The organism is Chelativorans salis (assembly GCF_025336525.1).
Lineage (GTDB): Bacteria > Pseudomonadota > Alphaproteobacteria > Rhizobiales > Rhizobiaceae > Chelativorans > Chelativorans salis.
This window is the reverse complement of sequence record NZ_JAOCZP010000004.1, coordinates 45,292-58,769: the sequence shown is the minus strand read 5'-3', so window position 1 is coordinate 58,769 and position 13,478 is coordinate 45,292. Positions and strand designations below refer to the sequence as shown.

At 65.8% G+C, this 13,478-nt stretch carries 15 protein-coding genes; 4 read left to right on the top strand and 11 right to left on the bottom strand.

What is annotated here, in order from left to right:
• Nucleotides 1-13: 13 nt before the first annotated feature.
• The 5 genes from N5A92_RS13945 to N5A92_RS13925 form a co-directional block, all read right to left on the bottom strand.
• A complete protein-coding gene (locus tag N5A92_RS13945; protein ID WP_260903745.1) occupies nucleotides 14-235 on the bottom strand; it encodes a DUF2283 domain-containing protein in 222 nt (73 codons plus the stop codon).
• Nucleotides 235-1,371: an ABC transporter permease gene (locus tag N5A92_RS13940; protein WP_260903744.1), complete on the bottom strand. Its 1,137-nt coding sequence runs from the start codon at nucleotides 1,369-1,371 to the stop codon at nucleotides 235-237. Before N5A92_RS13940 ends, N5A92_RS13945 begins: the two co-directional genes overlap by 1 nt.
• The gene (locus N5A92_RS13935; protein WP_260903743.1) at nucleotides 1,368-2,285 is read right to left on the bottom strand and encodes an ABC transporter ATP-binding protein; all 918 of its coding nucleotides are present in this window, start codon (nucleotides 2,283-2,285) and stop codon (nucleotides 1,368-1,370) included. The genes N5A92_RS13940 and N5A92_RS13935 overlap by 4 nt, the downstream gene beginning before the upstream one ends.
• A gap of 97 nt (nucleotides 2,286-2,382) precedes the next feature.
• Nucleotides 2,383-3,342: an HlyD family secretion protein gene (locus N5A92_RS13930; RefSeq protein ID WP_260903741.1), complete on the bottom strand. Its 960-nt coding sequence runs from the start codon at nucleotides 3,340-3,342 to the stop codon at nucleotides 2,383-2,385.
• Nucleotides 3,339-4,037, bottom strand: coding sequence for a CerR family C-terminal domain-containing protein (locus N5A92_RS13925; protein WP_260903738.1), 699 nt, complete (start codon nucleotides 4,035-4,037; stop codon nucleotides 3,339-3,341). The genes N5A92_RS13930 and N5A92_RS13925 overlap by 4 nt, the downstream gene beginning before the upstream one ends.
• Nucleotides 4,038-4,138: 101 nt before the next feature.
• Between N5A92_RS13925 and N5A92_RS13920 the strand changes: the two genes are divergently transcribed.
• From N5A92_RS13920 to N5A92_RS13905, 4 genes are all read left to right on the top strand, one after another.
• Entirely contained in the window at nucleotides 4,139-4,609 is a 471-nt protein-coding gene (locus N5A92_RS13920; protein WP_260903735.1) for a CYTH domain-containing protein, read from the top strand.
• Nucleotides 4,606-5,505, top strand: a complete 900-nt coding sequence (locus tag N5A92_RS13915; protein WP_260903733.1) for a CHAD domain-containing protein — start codon at nucleotides 4,606-4,608, stop codon at nucleotides 5,503-5,505. The genes N5A92_RS13920 and N5A92_RS13915 overlap by 4 nt, the downstream gene beginning before the upstream one ends.
• A 297-nt stretch (nucleotides 5,506-5,802) precedes the next feature.
• The gene (gene upp / locus N5A92_RS13910; RefSeq protein WP_260903732.1) at nucleotides 5,803-6,432 is read left to right on the top strand and encodes a uracil phosphoribosyltransferase; all 630 of its coding nucleotides are present in this window, start codon (nucleotides 5,803-5,805) and stop codon (nucleotides 6,430-6,432) included.
• 97 nt (nucleotides 6,433-6,529) lie between these two features.
• Nucleotides 6,530-7,087, top strand: coding sequence for a TIGR02281 family clan AA aspartic protease (locus N5A92_RS13905; RefSeq protein ID WP_260903729.1), 558 nt, complete (start codon nucleotides 6,530-6,532; stop codon nucleotides 7,085-7,087).
• A gap of 3 nt (nucleotides 7,088-7,090) precedes the next feature.
• On the opposite strand, the gene deoA is transcribed toward N5A92_RS13905, so the two are convergent.
• From deoA to N5A92_RS13875, 6 genes are all read right to left on the bottom strand, one after another.
• Nucleotides 7,091-8,410: a thymidine phosphorylase gene (deoA, locus tag N5A92_RS13900; protein ID WP_260903727.1), complete on the bottom strand. Its 1,320-nt coding sequence runs from the start codon at nucleotides 8,408-8,410 to the stop codon at nucleotides 7,091-7,093.
• 226 nt (nucleotides 8,411-8,636) lie between these two features.
• The gene (locus tag N5A92_RS13895; RefSeq protein ID WP_260903724.1) at nucleotides 8,637-9,443 is read right to left on the bottom strand and encodes a purine-nucleoside phosphorylase; all 807 of its coding nucleotides are present in this window, start codon (nucleotides 9,441-9,443) and stop codon (nucleotides 8,637-8,639) included.
• Nucleotides 9,440-9,835 (bottom strand): cytidine deaminase, encoded by a 396-nt coding sequence (locus N5A92_RS13890; RefSeq protein ID WP_260903721.1) that lies wholly within the window; start codon nucleotides 9,833-9,835, stop codon nucleotides 9,440-9,442. The genes N5A92_RS13895 and N5A92_RS13890 overlap by 4 nt, the downstream gene beginning before the upstream one ends.
• Nucleotides 9,835-10,806 (bottom strand): ABC transporter permease, encoded by a 972-nt coding sequence (locus N5A92_RS13885; RefSeq protein ID WP_260903719.1) that lies wholly within the window; start codon nucleotides 10,804-10,806, stop codon nucleotides 9,835-9,837. Before N5A92_RS13885 ends, N5A92_RS13890 begins: the two co-directional genes overlap by 1 nt.
• Nucleotides 10,806-11,945 (bottom strand): ABC transporter permease, encoded by a 1,140-nt coding sequence (locus N5A92_RS13880; RefSeq protein ID WP_260903717.1) that lies wholly within the window; start codon nucleotides 11,943-11,945, stop codon nucleotides 10,806-10,808. Before N5A92_RS13880 ends, N5A92_RS13885 begins: the two co-directional genes overlap by 1 nt.
• Nucleotides 11,942-13,474, bottom strand: coding sequence for an ABC transporter ATP-binding protein (locus N5A92_RS13875; RefSeq protein WP_260903714.1), 1,533 nt, complete (start codon nucleotides 13,472-13,474; stop codon nucleotides 11,942-11,944). The genes N5A92_RS13880 and N5A92_RS13875 overlap by 4 nt, the downstream gene beginning before the upstream one ends.
• Nucleotides 13,475-13,478: the final 4 nt, after the last annotated feature.

Below are 13,478 nucleotides of genomic sequence, written 5' to 3'. Positions count from 1 at the left end.
GAGGATGAGCCCGTCAAGAACGTGAGACGCGCGCCGGGCGCGGGTGCCGCCGCCTCAGGAGCGTCGGCGACAGATGGCCGCTTGCGCCCGGCAGCTCCATGCCGGCGATGCGGCCTTCCTCATCATAATCGAGCACGATTCCGCGCGAGACCTCCTCGCTTTCGACGACGGCAGCTGCCGAGAAGTGGATATAGGCAGCGTCGGTGTCGGCGTCGTATTCTATCTTGAGCCGCATTAATCTAGCGTCCTCCTGAAGCGCATCAGCGCGATCGCAGCATAGATGAGGATGAAGAGCGCCAGGATGCCGGTCTCGAACGCCACGGCCGGCAGGTCGGCGCCCTTGAGCATCACGGCGCGGATGACGCGCAGGAAATGGGTGAGCGGAAAGATTTCGCCGAGCCATTGCGCCCATTGCGGCATGCCGCGGAAGGGGAACATGAATCCCGAAAGCAGGATCGACGGCAGGAAAAAGAAAAAGGTGAGCTGCATGGCCTGCATCTGCGTCTTGGCGATGGTGGAGATGGTGTAGCCCAGGAGCACTAGCGCCATCACGAAGATGAAGACAGCGAACAAAAGCAGCGACATGTCGCCGACGAAGGGAATGCCGAAGAGGAGGCCAGCAGTGGTGAGCACTACCGCCACCTGCACGGCGCCGATCACGAAATAAGGCAGGATCTTGCCCAGCATGATCTCCAGCGGGCTTGCCGGCATGGCGAGCAGGTTTTCCATGGTGCCGCGCTCCCGCTCGCGGGTCAGCGCGATGGAGGTCATCATGACCATGGTCATCTGCAGGATGACGCCGAGGAGGCCCGGCACGATGTTGTATTGCGAGAGGCCCTCGGGGTTGTAGCGGCGGTGGACGACCACATCGAGCCCGCCTTCGGCTTCGGCCTCGGCCGGCGTGATGCCACGTTCGCGCGTCAGCGCCTGGTTCGCCACGGTGCCGAGCGTGGAGATCGCGCCGCTGGCGACCGACGGGTCGGTGGCGTCCGCTTCGATAAGGATCTGCGCCTTCTCTCCGCGATCCACCTTTCGCGAGAAATCGGCGGGAATGGTGACGATGAAGGCCACGGCGCCGCTCGCCATCAGCGCTTCCGCCTCGGCCGCGCTCCCCACCACGTGGTTGAAGCGATAGTAGTCGGTCAACTCCAGGGCCGAGACCATGGCGCGTGTGTAGTGGTCCTGGCTGGTGGTGACGAGGGCGGCGGGCAGGTATTTCGGATCGCTGTTGATGGCGTAGCCGAACAGCACGAGCTGCATCAGCGGCACGCCGAGCATCATGCCGAAGGTGATGCGGTCGCGCCGCATCTGGATGAACTCCTTCAAGAGCAGCGCGGCGAGCCGGCCGAGGGAGAAGAACCGCTGCTTCATGACATGTTGTCCGTCGCATCGCCCATGAACTGGATGAATACGTCCTCGAGGCTGGTCTCGCCGTGCGCTACCGTCACGCCGGGGCGCCGGCCAATTTCCTCAAGTGTGGTACCCAGCGCCTGCCCGTCGGACCCCACCACATGCAGCGTGGCGCCGAAGGGCGCTACCTGCTCGACGCCGGGCAGCCTCTCGATTTCGCGCGCCAGGCGGTCGAGATCCGGGCCTTCGATCACAAACGTCGTCAGCCCGGCGTCGCGCACGACCTCGGCGACGGTGCCGCCCGCCAGCATCTTCCCGTAGGAGATGTAGGAGATGCGGTGGCAGCGCTCGGCCTCGTCCATGTAGTGGGTGGAGACGAGCACGGTCAGCCCGTCCGCCGCGAGACGATGGATCTCGTCCCAAAAGTCGCGCCGCGCCTTGGGGTCGACGCCCGCCGTCGGCTCATCGAGCAGCAACAGCCTCGGCTTGTGCATGATGCAGGCGGCAAGCGCGAGGCGCTGCTTCCAGCCGCCCGACAGAGTGCCGGCAAGCTGGTTGCGCCGCGTCGTCAGGCCGAGATCTTCGAGAGTCCGGTCGACATGTTCCTTGGCCGGCCTCAGCTGATAGAGCCGCGCGACGAAGGCGAGGTTCTCTGCGATCGTCAGATCCTCGTAAAAGGAGAAGCGCTGGGTCATATAGCCGACCTCGCGCTTGATCTTCAGTTGCTCGGTTATCAGGTCGTAGCCGAGCACCTGGCCGTGGCCCTCGTCCGCCGTCAGGAGGCCGCACATCAGGCGGATCGTGGTGGTCTTGCCGGAGCCGTTGGGGCCGAGAAAACCGACGATCTCCCCCGTGTCCACGGTCATGGACACGTGATCGACAACGGTCTTGTCGCCGAAGCTCTTGACGAGGTCGTGGACGTCTATGGCGTGCATGTATCTCTCTCCGAGAGAGCGAATAGGGAGTAGCGAATAGCAAGTAGGGAAGGTCGGATGCGCGAGGGGCGGTATCGACGCCCCTATTGACTACTCGCTACTCGTTATTCGTTTCCTCCAACCTTACATCGACGATCTGCCCCGGCTGCAGCCACCTTGTCCCTTCCCCTTCCGGCCTGGCCTCGATGAGGAAGACGAGCTTCTGCCGCGTTTCCAGCGAGTAGATCACCGGCGGCGTGAACTCCGGGTCCGGCGAGACGTAGGAGACGCGGGCCGCGAGACCGCGCGGACAGCCGTCGCAACTCACCGCGAGCAGCGAGCCCACCTCGACGGCGGAAAAGGACGGCTCCGGCACGTAAAGTTTCAGCTTCACAGCCCCGTCCGGCAGCATGGAGATGACGGGGGCGGAGGGGCCGGCCACGTCGCCGGGATTGCGTATGATGTCATCGACGCGGCCGTCGGCCGGCGCTTTGATCTCACGTTCGGACAGTTTCCAGTGCGCCTCCTCCAGCGAAGCCTTCGCCTGTTCGCGGCGCTTTTCGGCGGCGCCGATCTCCTGCGCGCGGGCGGGCAGGCGGGCGACCGCCAGGTTCGCCTCCGCCTCGCCGACCCGTGCCTGCGCAAGCTCGGCCTCCGTGCGCGCCTTGTCGAGCTCGGCCTGGGTGGCGATGCCGCGCCTGAAGAGATCCTCGGTGCGCGTCAGAACGCGCTCGGCCTCCGCAGCTTGCGCATTGGCGGAGGCAAGTGTGGCTTCCAGCACGGCGATCTCCTCGGGACGCTTTCCCTGCTTCAGATCGGCCAGCCGTGCCTCCGCCTCGGCCAGCGCGGCTTCGGCCTGGGCGACGGCGATTCTGGCATCTGTCTGCTCCATCCGCGCTACGGTCTCGCCCTCCTCCACCCGTGCGCCCCGGCGCGTGGCGATGGAGCGCACCTGGCCCACCTCGGTCGGCGCCAGGAGCACGTATTCGCCCTCCACGTAGCCCACGGCCAGCGGCTCGGGCGCGGCGCAAGTGGAAAACAGCGCAGCGGCAAAGGGTATTGCGCAAAGCATGCTCATGACTTTTCGCGCTCCCTCGCGTCCAGAATGGCGGAAAGATTGCCGCTGGCCACACTCACAACGGCGGCAGCCTCGGGCTGGCCGATTTCGCGCCAGCCCATGCGGCGTTTGACGGCCTCGCGGCCGATGCGGAAGTAGACGACCTGGCCGATCAGCGTGAAAACGGTGATCTTGGTGCGCTCGCTTTCGGCGGGCTCTCCGGTGGCGGCTTCCCAGAGGCCGCACAGCCGCTTGTGCACGGGCTCGAACACGCCGGCATAGATCGTGTCGAGGGCGGTGGTAGGGTGCGTCATCTCGCGCAGAATGAACTGCACGATCTCGCCGGCCTCCGGCCGTTGGACAATGAAGCCGAACATCGCCTGCAGCGCCTGGCCCAGCATCGCCCGCGCCTGCCTCGGCGATGCCGGATAGGTTTGCGGCGCAGCCACATCGCCCAGGGCGTCCTCGGCAACGCTGGAGATCAGGTCGACGATATAGTCCGCACAAGCCCCGTGCAGGCCTTCCTTGCCGCCGAAGTGATAGGCGATGGAGCCGATATTGGCGCCTGCGGCGGCGGCCAGCTCGCGCGTCGAGGCGGCCTCGAAGCCCTTTTCGCCGAAGAGCCTCAGCCCGGCGCGGATCAGTGCCTCGCGCGTTCGCTCGGCGCTGGTGAGGCGGGTGACCTTTTCTTTGGTGTCATGTTCCTGCTCTGTCATGCGAATATCTTTAATCAATCGATTGATTAATGTCAACTCCATACTGGAACCCGCCCTTGCGTCGCCGGGCGTGGCACGCTTCTATGCTTTCAGGAGGACAAATGGCCAAGGAAACCGAGCGTAAATTCCTGGTCGCGAGCGACGCCTGGCGCGGCGAGGCTGCAGAGGTTCTCACCATCCGTCAGTTCTATCTCTTCATCGGGCCGGATCGCTCTCTGCGCGTGCGCCTCAAGGAAGGGCGTGCCACGCTGGCGCTCAAGTTCGGCGCCCATGTGCGGGTGCGGGACGAGTATGAATATTCCGTTCCCCTGGCCGAAGCCCGGCAGATGGAGGCCTTCGCCTTAGGCAGTATTATCGAGAAGGCGCGGCATCTCGTCCGCCACCATGGCTACCTTTACGAGGTGGACGTGTTTGCCGGCTCGCTTTCCGGCCTCGTCATCGCCGAGCTGGAGACGGCGGAAGCGGTGGCGGACGAGGATCTGCCGCCCTGGCTCGGCCTGGAAATAACCGGCGAGCCGGCATACTATAACGCCTCGCTCGCCGTGGACGGTCTGCCGGAGTGTGCTGAATGAGTTACTGCTTCGACCCGGCTCTTCCTGTCGATGCGGAGGTCCGGCGGATCGCCGGCGAAGAAATAGCCACCATTGCCGCACTGCTGCAGAGGGCACCGGAAGGGCGTCAGCGCTCCCTGCACGGCGCGCGCAAGCGGCTGAAAAGGCTGCGCGGGCTTATCAAGCTGGTGCGCGAGGGCGACGAGGACTTCCACACGCGCGAGAACCGGCGTTTCCGCGATATGGCGCGCAGCCTCTCGGCGGTGCGAGACGCCGACGCACTGGTCGAAACGCTGGATCGCTTTGCCGTTGGCTCCCGCAACAGGGCCGCTGCCGAGCTAGCGGTCATCCGGACCCATCTGGAGAACCGTCGTGACCGCATTGTGCACGAGCATGCTGAGCGGGAGGCCGTGCCGGCTGCGCTCGCCTCCCTTACCGAGGCGCGGGCGGCGCTCGATACCCTCGCCCTTCCCGGCACAAGGCAGGAAGGCGCCCGGCTTCTAGCCCGCGGTGCCCGCGCCATGGTGGCCAAGGCGCGCCGGGCGCTGAAGGTGGCGAAGAAGGGCGGCGGGGCCGAGGATTTTCACGAGCTGCGCAAGGCGCTGAAATATCACTGGATGCATCTGAACCTGCTCGGCCACATGTGGCCCGGTCGAACGCCGGCGCACCGGCGCCGCGCCGACCGGCTGGCCGAGAAGCTGGGCGAACTGAACGACATTTGCGCCATGTATCACATGCTCGACCAGGAGGAGGCGGAGATCGCGGCGCCCGACGCCGTCCGCACCTTCCGCAAGCTTCTCGCCGCGCGGGAGAAGACGCTGCGCAAGGCATGCCTTAGCCAAGCTGCCGCTCTACTGGAAGGAGAAGGCAAGAAGCTGCGCTCGAGGATCGAGCGCGAGATGCGCAAGGCTGCTTAGCACGAGCGGCCTTTGTGGACCGCAGGCTGTGCGTCAATCTTCAGGCATGGATCCTCGGGCTTGACCCGAGGATCCATGCCGGAACGGTCCAATCGGCAAAACGGTCAAAGCTAAGGGTTGTCGCCCCTCTGCCCTGAGGTTCATCGAAGGGGTGGAGACATTTCCTGCAACTGTATGCCCAGACACGCTAGCGTTCCGGCACCGTGAAAAATTGTGGCCCGTTGCCGCTCCGCAGTATGCCGCTTGCCGCGCCGGCGCTAGTATCGCTGACGGATTAGGAGTTCGTGGAGTAGTGATATGCAGGGCGTGACCGTCGTCGACCATCCGCTTGTCCAGCACAAGCTGACCATCATGCGCGACAAGGAGACCTCGACCGCCAGCTTCCGTCGGCTCCTGCGCGAGATTTCGCTGCTTTTGTGCTACGAGGTGACGCGCGACCTGGAACTGACCACGCGCACCATCGAAACGCCGTTGACCGGCATGGAAGCGCCGACGCTGGAGGGCAAGAAGCTGGTCTTCGCCTCGGTGCTGCGTGCTGGCAACGGCCTGCTCGATGGCATGCTGGACCTGGTGCCGGCGGCCCGCGTCGCCCATGTCGGCCTCTACCGAGACCACGACACGCTGGAGGCGATCGAGTATTTCTTCAAGGCGCCGGGCGACCTGGAGAACCGTCTGGTCATCGTCGTCGATCCCATGCTGGCGACGGCCAATTCGGCCGTGGCGGCGGTCGAAAAGCTGAAGTCCCGCGGAGCCACCAACCTGCGTTTCCTCTGCCTGCTCGCCGCACCGGAGGGCATCGAGCGCTTCCGCGCCGCGCACCCGGACGTGCCGGTCTTCACCGCCTCCATCGACGAGCGGCTGAACGAGAAGGGCTACATCCTGCCGGGCCTGGGCGATGCGGGCGACCGCATGTACGGGACGAAGTAGCTTCACCTCCCGCTAACCACGCCGCCATCTCTCGGCCGGCGTTAAGCCGGCGGTGAGGCTGCGCTGCCACCGTGCATTTCCGAAACGGACAATGCCGATGCTGCGTAATCTCATCCTTCTGGGTGCCGTCGCGGGGATTTTCGCCTCGATCCCGGCTATCTATCAGCGGAACCCGCAGGCTTTCGACGGGATGCTGCGCCGGGTGCTGACGGAAGAGGCGCCGCAGACACAGCATGCCGCCGCTTCCGTCAAACATGCGCCGGGCCGCGCCGAGACGCTTCTGGGCAGGAAGGTGCGCATCCCTTCCGATGGCCGCGGCCACTATTCGGCTGAGTTCAAGCTCAACGGACGCACGATCCATGCGATGGTGGACACAGGGGCGACCTTCGTCGCCATCAACGAGTCGACCGCCCGGCGCATCGGCCTGAAGCTCTCGCAGTCCGATTTCCGCCATCGGGTCGACACCGCAAACGGCACCACCGCCGCGGCGGCAGGAACCATTGGAAACCTGCAGATAGGCCGCATCTTCGTTGAGGAGGTGCAGGCGGTGGTTCTCAAGGACGAAGCCTTGAGCGGCACGCTGGTGGGCATGAGCTTTCTCAGCCGGCTGTCCCGCTTCGAGATGGAGAACGGCGCGCTGCTCTTGGAGCAGTAGGGGTCACCCGTCCGCGGTTACTTTCCGCAGGATCGCCGGGCGGCGGCGCGGCCGTTCATCGATAATCTCAAAGGCCTTCGATACGACCTCGGCCGCCCGCTGCGCATCGGCCTTCGTGCGGGCATGCACGGTTGCCAACGCTTCTCCGCTCTGCACAGCGCTGCCCGCCGGCGCGATGCTGTCGAGGCCCACCGCATGATCGATCGCGTCTTCCGGCGTACGCCGGCCGCCGCCGAGCTCGACCACGGCAATACCGAGGCCGCGCGTATCGATGTGGCCGATGAAACCATCGCGTTCTGCCGTCACCGCCACCTGCTCCGGCGCTTCCGGCAGGTGTTTGCGGACGTTCTCGACAAAATCGGCGGGCCCGCCCAGCACCCGCACCATGCGGCCGAATCGCTCTGCCGCCTTCCCGCTATCGAGCGCCTGGCGCGTGCGGTCGTAGGCCTCGCGCGTAGACCCGGCGATGCCGGCCGAAAGCAGCATCTCGGCAGCCAGCGCCAGCGTCACCTCCTCCAGACGCTGGTTGCGTTTCTTCCCGGTGAGGAAATCAACCGCCTCCAGGACCTCGATAGCATTGCCGGCGCAGGAGGCCAGCGGCTCGTTCATATCGGTGATCAGGGCGCTGGCGGAAAGCCCAGCGCCCTCGGCGACTTGCACCAGGCTTTCGGCGAGCTTTCGCGCCTCGCGGCTGCTCGCCATGAAGGCGCCGTTGCCGGATTTCACGTCGAGCACGAGCGACTGCAGCCCCGCCGCCAGCTTCTTCGACAGGATTGACGCGGTGATCAGCGGGACGGACTCCACCGTGCCGGTGACGTCGCGCACGGCATAGAAGCGGCGGTCAGCCGGCGCCAGGTCTCCCGTCTGGCCGATGATGGCGCAGCCGGCCTCTCGCACGGCCTTGGCGAACAGCGCCCCGCCCGGCTGGCTTCGGTAGCCGGGAATGGAGTCCATCTTGTCGAGCGTTCCGCCCGTGTGGCCGAGGCCGCGGCCGGAGATCATCGGCACATAGGCGCCACAAGCCGCCACGATGGGCGCCAGCATGAGGGAGACGTTATCGCCCACGCCGCCGGTGGAGTGCTTATCCGTGATGGCCCCGGAGAGCGATGACCAGTCGAGCACCTCGCCCGAATCGCGCATGGAAAGCGTCAGCGCGACGGTTTCTTCGCGGCTCATGCCCTTGAGGAAGATCGCCATGCCGAGTGCGGCAATCTGCCCCTCGCTCCAGCCGCCCTTGGCAAGACCCGTCGCGAAATTTCCGATCTCCGCCGCCGAGAGCACCGCGCCGTCGCGCTTCTTGCGGATGATCTCCTGCGGCAACATGGCTTAGGACACCCTGATATGTGAGCGCGCGATCTCGCCCCCCTCTGTCCTGCCGGACATCTCCCCCACGAGGGGGGAGATCGCGGCTTCATGGTTGCCGCGCCTGTGTTGCCGCCGGAAAATCGCCGTCCGAGCAGTCAGCCGATCTCCCCCCTCGTGGGGGAGATGTCCGGCAGGACAAAGGGGGGCACGAAGGGGCGTCGTTTCTTCGCTTTGGACGGTGTCCTCAGACATCCGCCAACCCCTCAGTGAAAAAACGCCGCAACATCCGCGCCAGCTTCTCCCCTCCCACCGGGGCCATGTCCTTGGTCTCTTCGTGTGACAGCTCGCCCGCGGCCATGCCGGCGGCGAGGTTGGTGATGACGGAGCAGGCCGCTACCCTGAGGCCCAGGAAGCGCGCCAGGATCACCTCCGGCACAGTCGACATGCCGACGGCGTCCGCCCCCATCGTGCGCGCCATGCGTATTTCAGCCGGGGTTTCGAAGTTGGGGCCGGCGAACCACATGTAGACGCCCTTGTGAAGCGTCATGCCGGCCTTTTCGGCGGCCTTTTCGAGCGCCGTCCGCAGGTCGACGTCGTAGGCCTCGCTCATGCCGACGAAGCGGCGGTCGGTGCCTTCGCCGATCAGCGGACTGGCGCCGGAGAAGTTGATGTGGTCCTCGATCAGCATCACCGAGCCCGGCGGCATCTCCGCCTTCAGCGAGCCAGCGGCGTTGGTGAGGATGAGGGAGGTGATGCCGATGCCGGCCAACACCTCCAGCGCCGGGCGCATGGCGGCCGGGTCGCCGTGTTCGTAGTAGTGGGCGCGGCCGGCTAGCACGATCACCGGCCTTCCCGCCAGATCACCGGCGACAAGCGTGCCGGCGTGGCCCGTCACGCCGCTCTGCGGGAAGCCGGGCAGCTCGCTATAGGGGATGCGGACAGCATCCGTCACCTCGTCCACGAGGCCGCCGAGACCGGAGCCGAGCACCAGTGCCAGCCGCGGAGCGCGTCCGTTCAGCCGCTTCGTCAGAAGGTCTACCGCTTCCTTCACCCGTTCGCCTCCAGATCGAATGCGCGTGGAAAGACGGTCGAAAACGGCACGGTCTCCACCACGCCGTCAAGGTCGCACAGATGCAGCTTCGCGTCCGCAGTCACGAATTCCGACAGGCGTTGCCGGCAGCCGCCGCAGGGCATGATCTTCGGCATCTTCTCCGCCACGACGGCAATCTCCGCCACCTTGCCGCCGCCGGCCATGATCATATGGCCGAGCGCCGTTGTCTCCGCACACCAGCCTTCGGGATAGGAGGCATTTTCGATGTTGCAGCCGGCATGCACGGCGCCGGCATCGGTGCGGATCGCCGCGCCGACGGGAAAGCGGGAATAGGGCGCATAGGCACGGCTCATCGCCGCCTTTGCGGCCTTGAAAAGCTCACTCGCGCTCATCAACGCTCCTTCACATAGGGCACGCCTCCGGCGCGGGGCGGGATGGCCCTGCCGATGAAACCGGCCAAGAGGACAACGGTGAGAATGTAGGGCAGCGCCTGCATGAACTGCACCGGCACCCGGCCGATGAGAGGCAGCGGCGTGCCCTGGATGCGGATGGAAAGGGCATCCAGGAAGCCGAACAGCAGGCAGGCGAACATCACCGGCACCGGCCGCCACTTGGCGAAGATGAGGGCAGCGAGCGCGATGAAACCGCGGCCGGCCGTCATATCCTTCACGAAGCCGGCATTCTGCGCCAGCGCCAGATAGGTGCCGGCAAGGCCGGTCAGCACGCCGGTGCAGATGACGGCGCGGTAGCGCAGCCACTGGACGGAGATACCCGCCGTGTCCACCGCCGCCGGGTTCTCGCCCACCGCACGCAGCCGCAGTCCGAAACGGGTGCGGAACAGCACCCACCAGGTGAACGGCACCAGCAGGAAGGCCAGATAGACGAGCAGCGAGTGGCCGGACAGAAGCTGCGAATAGAGCGGCCCCACCACCGGCACGCCGCGCAGCGCATCGGCAAAAGGCAGGTGGATGGCGCCAAAGCGGCCGTCCGAGCCGACGAGCGGCGTGCGGCCGCCCTGGCTGAACCAGGCCTGGCCGAGGATGATGGTGGAGCCGGCGGCGATGAAGTTGATCGCCACGCCCGAGACGATCTGGTTGCCGCGGTGGGTGATGGAGGCGAAACCGTGCACCAGGGCCATGAAGCTGGAGACCAGCACCGCCGCCATGAGCCCGACCCATGCGGAGCCCGAAACGGCGGCTGCCGCGCCGGCGGCAAAAGCACCCGCCAGCATCTTGCCCTCAAGCCCGATGTCGAAGACGCCCGAGCGCTCTGAATAAAGGCCGGCGAGAGCGGCGAAAAGCAGCGGCACGGAAAGCCGTACGGTGGAATCCAGAAGGAGGACGAGCGTGCTGAACAGGTCCATCAGGCGCTCTCCCCCTGCTTCGCTTCAGCCCCTACCGCGCGCGGGCTGAAACTGGCGAACAGCGCCTGCAAGCTGGGCCGGAACATGTGTTCGAGCGCTCCGGCGAAGAGGATAACCAGGCCCTGGATGATGACGATCATATCGCGCGAGATGCCTGGCATCTCGAAGGCAAGTTCGGCGCCGCCCTGGTAGAGCATGCCGAACAGGATGGCCGCCGGCACGATGCCGGCAGGATGCGAACGCCCCATCAGCGCGACGGCAATGCCGACGAATCCCGCACCGGTGACGAAGTCGATCTGCAGGCGGTTCTGGTCGCCCATCACCGGGTTGAGCGCCATCATGCCGGCCAGCGCCCCCGAGATCAGCATGGTGACGATGATGACGCGCACCTCGCTCACGCCGGCATAACGCGCCGCCTTCGGGCTGTGGCCGCGCATGCGGATTTCATAGCCGAGCCGCGTGCGCCAGATCAGCACCCAGACCAAGAAGGCAGCGACGAGGGCCAGGAGGAAGGACACGTTCAGGGGCGCCGAGCGCACCGTAAGACCGACCGCCTCCAGCATCCAGTTGAGCTTCGGCAGCTGCCCGCCCTCCAGGAAGGTCCGCGTCTGCGGTGCCTGACTTCCCGCAGGCTTGAGCACCTCCACCAGCAGATAGACCATCAGGCTGGCGGCGATGAAGTTGAACATGATGGTGGTGATGACGATGTGCGAACCGCGCTTGGCCTGGAAATAGGCGGGAATAAAGGCCCACGCGGCACCGAACAGCGCCGCGCCTGCAATGGCGAGCGGGAAGGTGAGCCACCACGGGAGCACGCTGTCGAAGGTGAGGCAGACGAGCGCTACCCCCAGCCCACCGATATAGGCCTGCCCCTCGCCGCCAATATTGAAGAGGCTGCAGTGAAAGGCGACGGCGACGGCGAGCCCGGTGAAAATGAAGCTCGTCGCATAATAGAGCGTATAAGCGATCGCTTGCCCCCGACCGATCGCCCCGTCGACGAGGATGACCGCCGCCCGCAGCGGGTTCTCACCAATAAGCAGAACGACGAGGCCGGCAACCACGAAGGCCACGAGCAGGTTGATGAGCGGGATCAGCCCGTAATCGGCCCAAGCGGGCAGCTTTGCGTAAGGTGTGCTCACTCGGCGGCCTCCTTCTCTTCCACGCCGGCCATCAGGAGCCCAAGTTCGCCCTCCGTCGCGTCCGGCCCGCGCTCGCCGACGATGCGGCCGGCGAACATCACCAGGATGCGGTCGGAAAGCGAGCGGATCTCGTCGAGCTCGACGGAGACGAGGAGGACCGCCTTGCCCTGGTCGCGCATGTCGATGAGGCGTTTGTGGATGAACTCGATGGCCCCCACATCGACGCCGCGCGTCGGCTGACCGACGATCAGCACTTTCGGGTCCTGCTCCATCTCGCGGGCGAGCACGATCTTCTGCTGGTTGCCGCCGGAGAAATTGGCGGTCTTGAGCCGGGCGTCGGTGGGGCGGATGTCGTATTTCTCGATCTTCCCCTGCGCATCGCGGCGGATCGCCTCGATGTCGAGGAAGGGGCCGTTCACGTATTTGTCCTGCCAGTGGTAGCCGAGGATGGCGTTCTCGTTCTCCTCGAAGGGCAGCACCAGGCCCATATTGTGCCGGTCCTCCGGCACGTGCGCCATGCCGCGCCGGCGCAGGTCCGTCGGATCGGCCTCCCCCGTCAGCTCCACCGGCGCACCGTCCAGCGTGACGGTGCCGGAGACGGCCTTGCGCATACCGGTGATGGTCTCCAGAAGCTCCGTCTGGCCATTGCCGGCCACGCCGGCGATGCCGACGATCTCACCGGTGCGCACGTCCAGGGAAACGTCGTCGACCATCTTCACGCCGCGCATGTCCTCCACCGTCAGGTTCTTGACCGAGAGGATGAAGTCGCCCGGGTGGGCGTCGCCCTTCTCGACGCGCAGGAGCACGCGGCGGCCGACCATCAGCTCGGCCAGTTCCTCCACCGTGGTCTCCGCCGTCTTCCGCGTGGCGACCAGCGCGCCCTGGCGCATGACCGAGACATTGTCGGTAACCGCCATGATCTCGCGCAGCTTGTGCGTGATAAGGACGATGGTTTTCCCCTCGTCCTTGAGCTGGCGCAGGATGCGGAAGAGGTGCTCGGCCTCGGCTGGCGTCAGCACGCCCGTGGGCTCGTCGAGGATCAGGATGTCGGCGCCGCGGAAGAGCGCCTTGAGGATTTCCACCCGCTGCTGCAGGCCGACCGGCAGGTCCTCGATCACCGCGTCGGGATCGACCTCCAGCCCGTAGTCGCGTTCCAGCCGTTCCAGCTCCGACCGCGCCTTGGCGATGGAGGTCTTCAGAAGCGGCTCGCCCTCCGCGCCGAGGATGACGTTCTCCAGAACGGTGAAGTTGTGCACCAGCATGAAGTGCTGGTGCACCATGCCGATGCCGCGGGCGATGGCATCGCTCGAAGCGTGGATGACGGCGCGTTCGCCATTGACGAAGATCTCCCCGCTGTCGGCCTGATAGAAGCCGTAGAGGATCGACATCAGGGTCGACTTGCCGGCACCGTTCTCGCCGATGATGCCGTGGATGGTGCCGGGCGCTATCTTCAGGTCGATGTCGCGGTTGGCGCGCACGGAGCCGAAGCTTTTGCTGATGCCCTTGAGTTCGATTGCAGCTTCCGCCATACGG

Excerpts from the sequence above, each read along its gene's own strand:
- N5A92_RS13940 (WP_260903744.1), bottom strand. The coding sequence starts at position 1,371 with ATGAAGCAGCGGTTCTTCTCCCTCGGCCGGCTCGCCGCGCTGCTCTTG.
- N5A92_RS13885 (WP_260903719.1), bottom strand. The coding sequence starts at position 10,806 with ATGGACCTGTTCAGCACGCTCGTCCTCCTTCTGGATTCCACCGTACGG.
- N5A92_RS13925 (WP_260903738.1), bottom strand. The coding sequence starts at position 4,037 with ATGACAGAGCAGGAACATGACACCAAAGAAAAGGTCACCCGCCTCACC.
- N5A92_RS13920 (WP_260903735.1), top strand. The coding sequence starts at position 4,139 with ATGGCCAAGGAAACCGAGCGTAAATTCCTGGTCGCGAGCGACGCCTGG.
- deoA (WP_260903727.1), bottom strand. The coding sequence starts at position 8,410 with ATGTTGCCGCAGGAGATCATCCGCAAGAAGCGCGACGGCGCGGTGCTC.
- N5A92_RS13915 (WP_260903733.1), top strand. The coding sequence starts at position 4,606 with ATGAGTTACTGCTTCGACCCGGCTCTTCCTGTCGATGCGGAGGTCCGG.
- N5A92_RS13875 (WP_260903714.1), bottom strand. The coding sequence starts at position 13,474 with ATGGCGGAAGCTGCAATCGAACTCAAGGGCATCAGCAAAAGCTTCGGC.
- N5A92_RS13930 (WP_260903741.1), bottom strand. The coding sequence starts at position 3,342 with ATGAGCATGCTTTGCGCAATACCCTTTGCCGCTGCGCTGTTTTCCACT.
- N5A92_RS13905 (WP_260903729.1), top strand. The coding sequence starts at position 6,530 with ATGCTGCGTAATCTCATCCTTCTGGGTGCCGTCGCGGGGATTTTCGCC.
- upp (WP_260903732.1), top strand. The coding sequence starts at position 5,803 with ATGCAGGGCGTGACCGTCGTCGACCATCCGCTTGTCCAGCACAAGCTG.
- N5A92_RS13890 (WP_260903721.1), bottom strand. The coding sequence starts at position 9,835 with ATGAGCGCGAGTGAGCTTTTCAAGGCCGCAAAGGCGGCGATGAGCCGT.
- N5A92_RS13935 (WP_260903743.1), bottom strand. The coding sequence starts at position 2,285 with ATGCACGCCATAGACGTCCACGACCTCGTCAAGAGCTTCGGCGACAAG.
- N5A92_RS13945 (WP_260903745.1), bottom strand. The coding sequence starts at position 235 with ATGCGGCTCAAGATAGAATACGACGCCGACACCGACGCTGCCTATATC.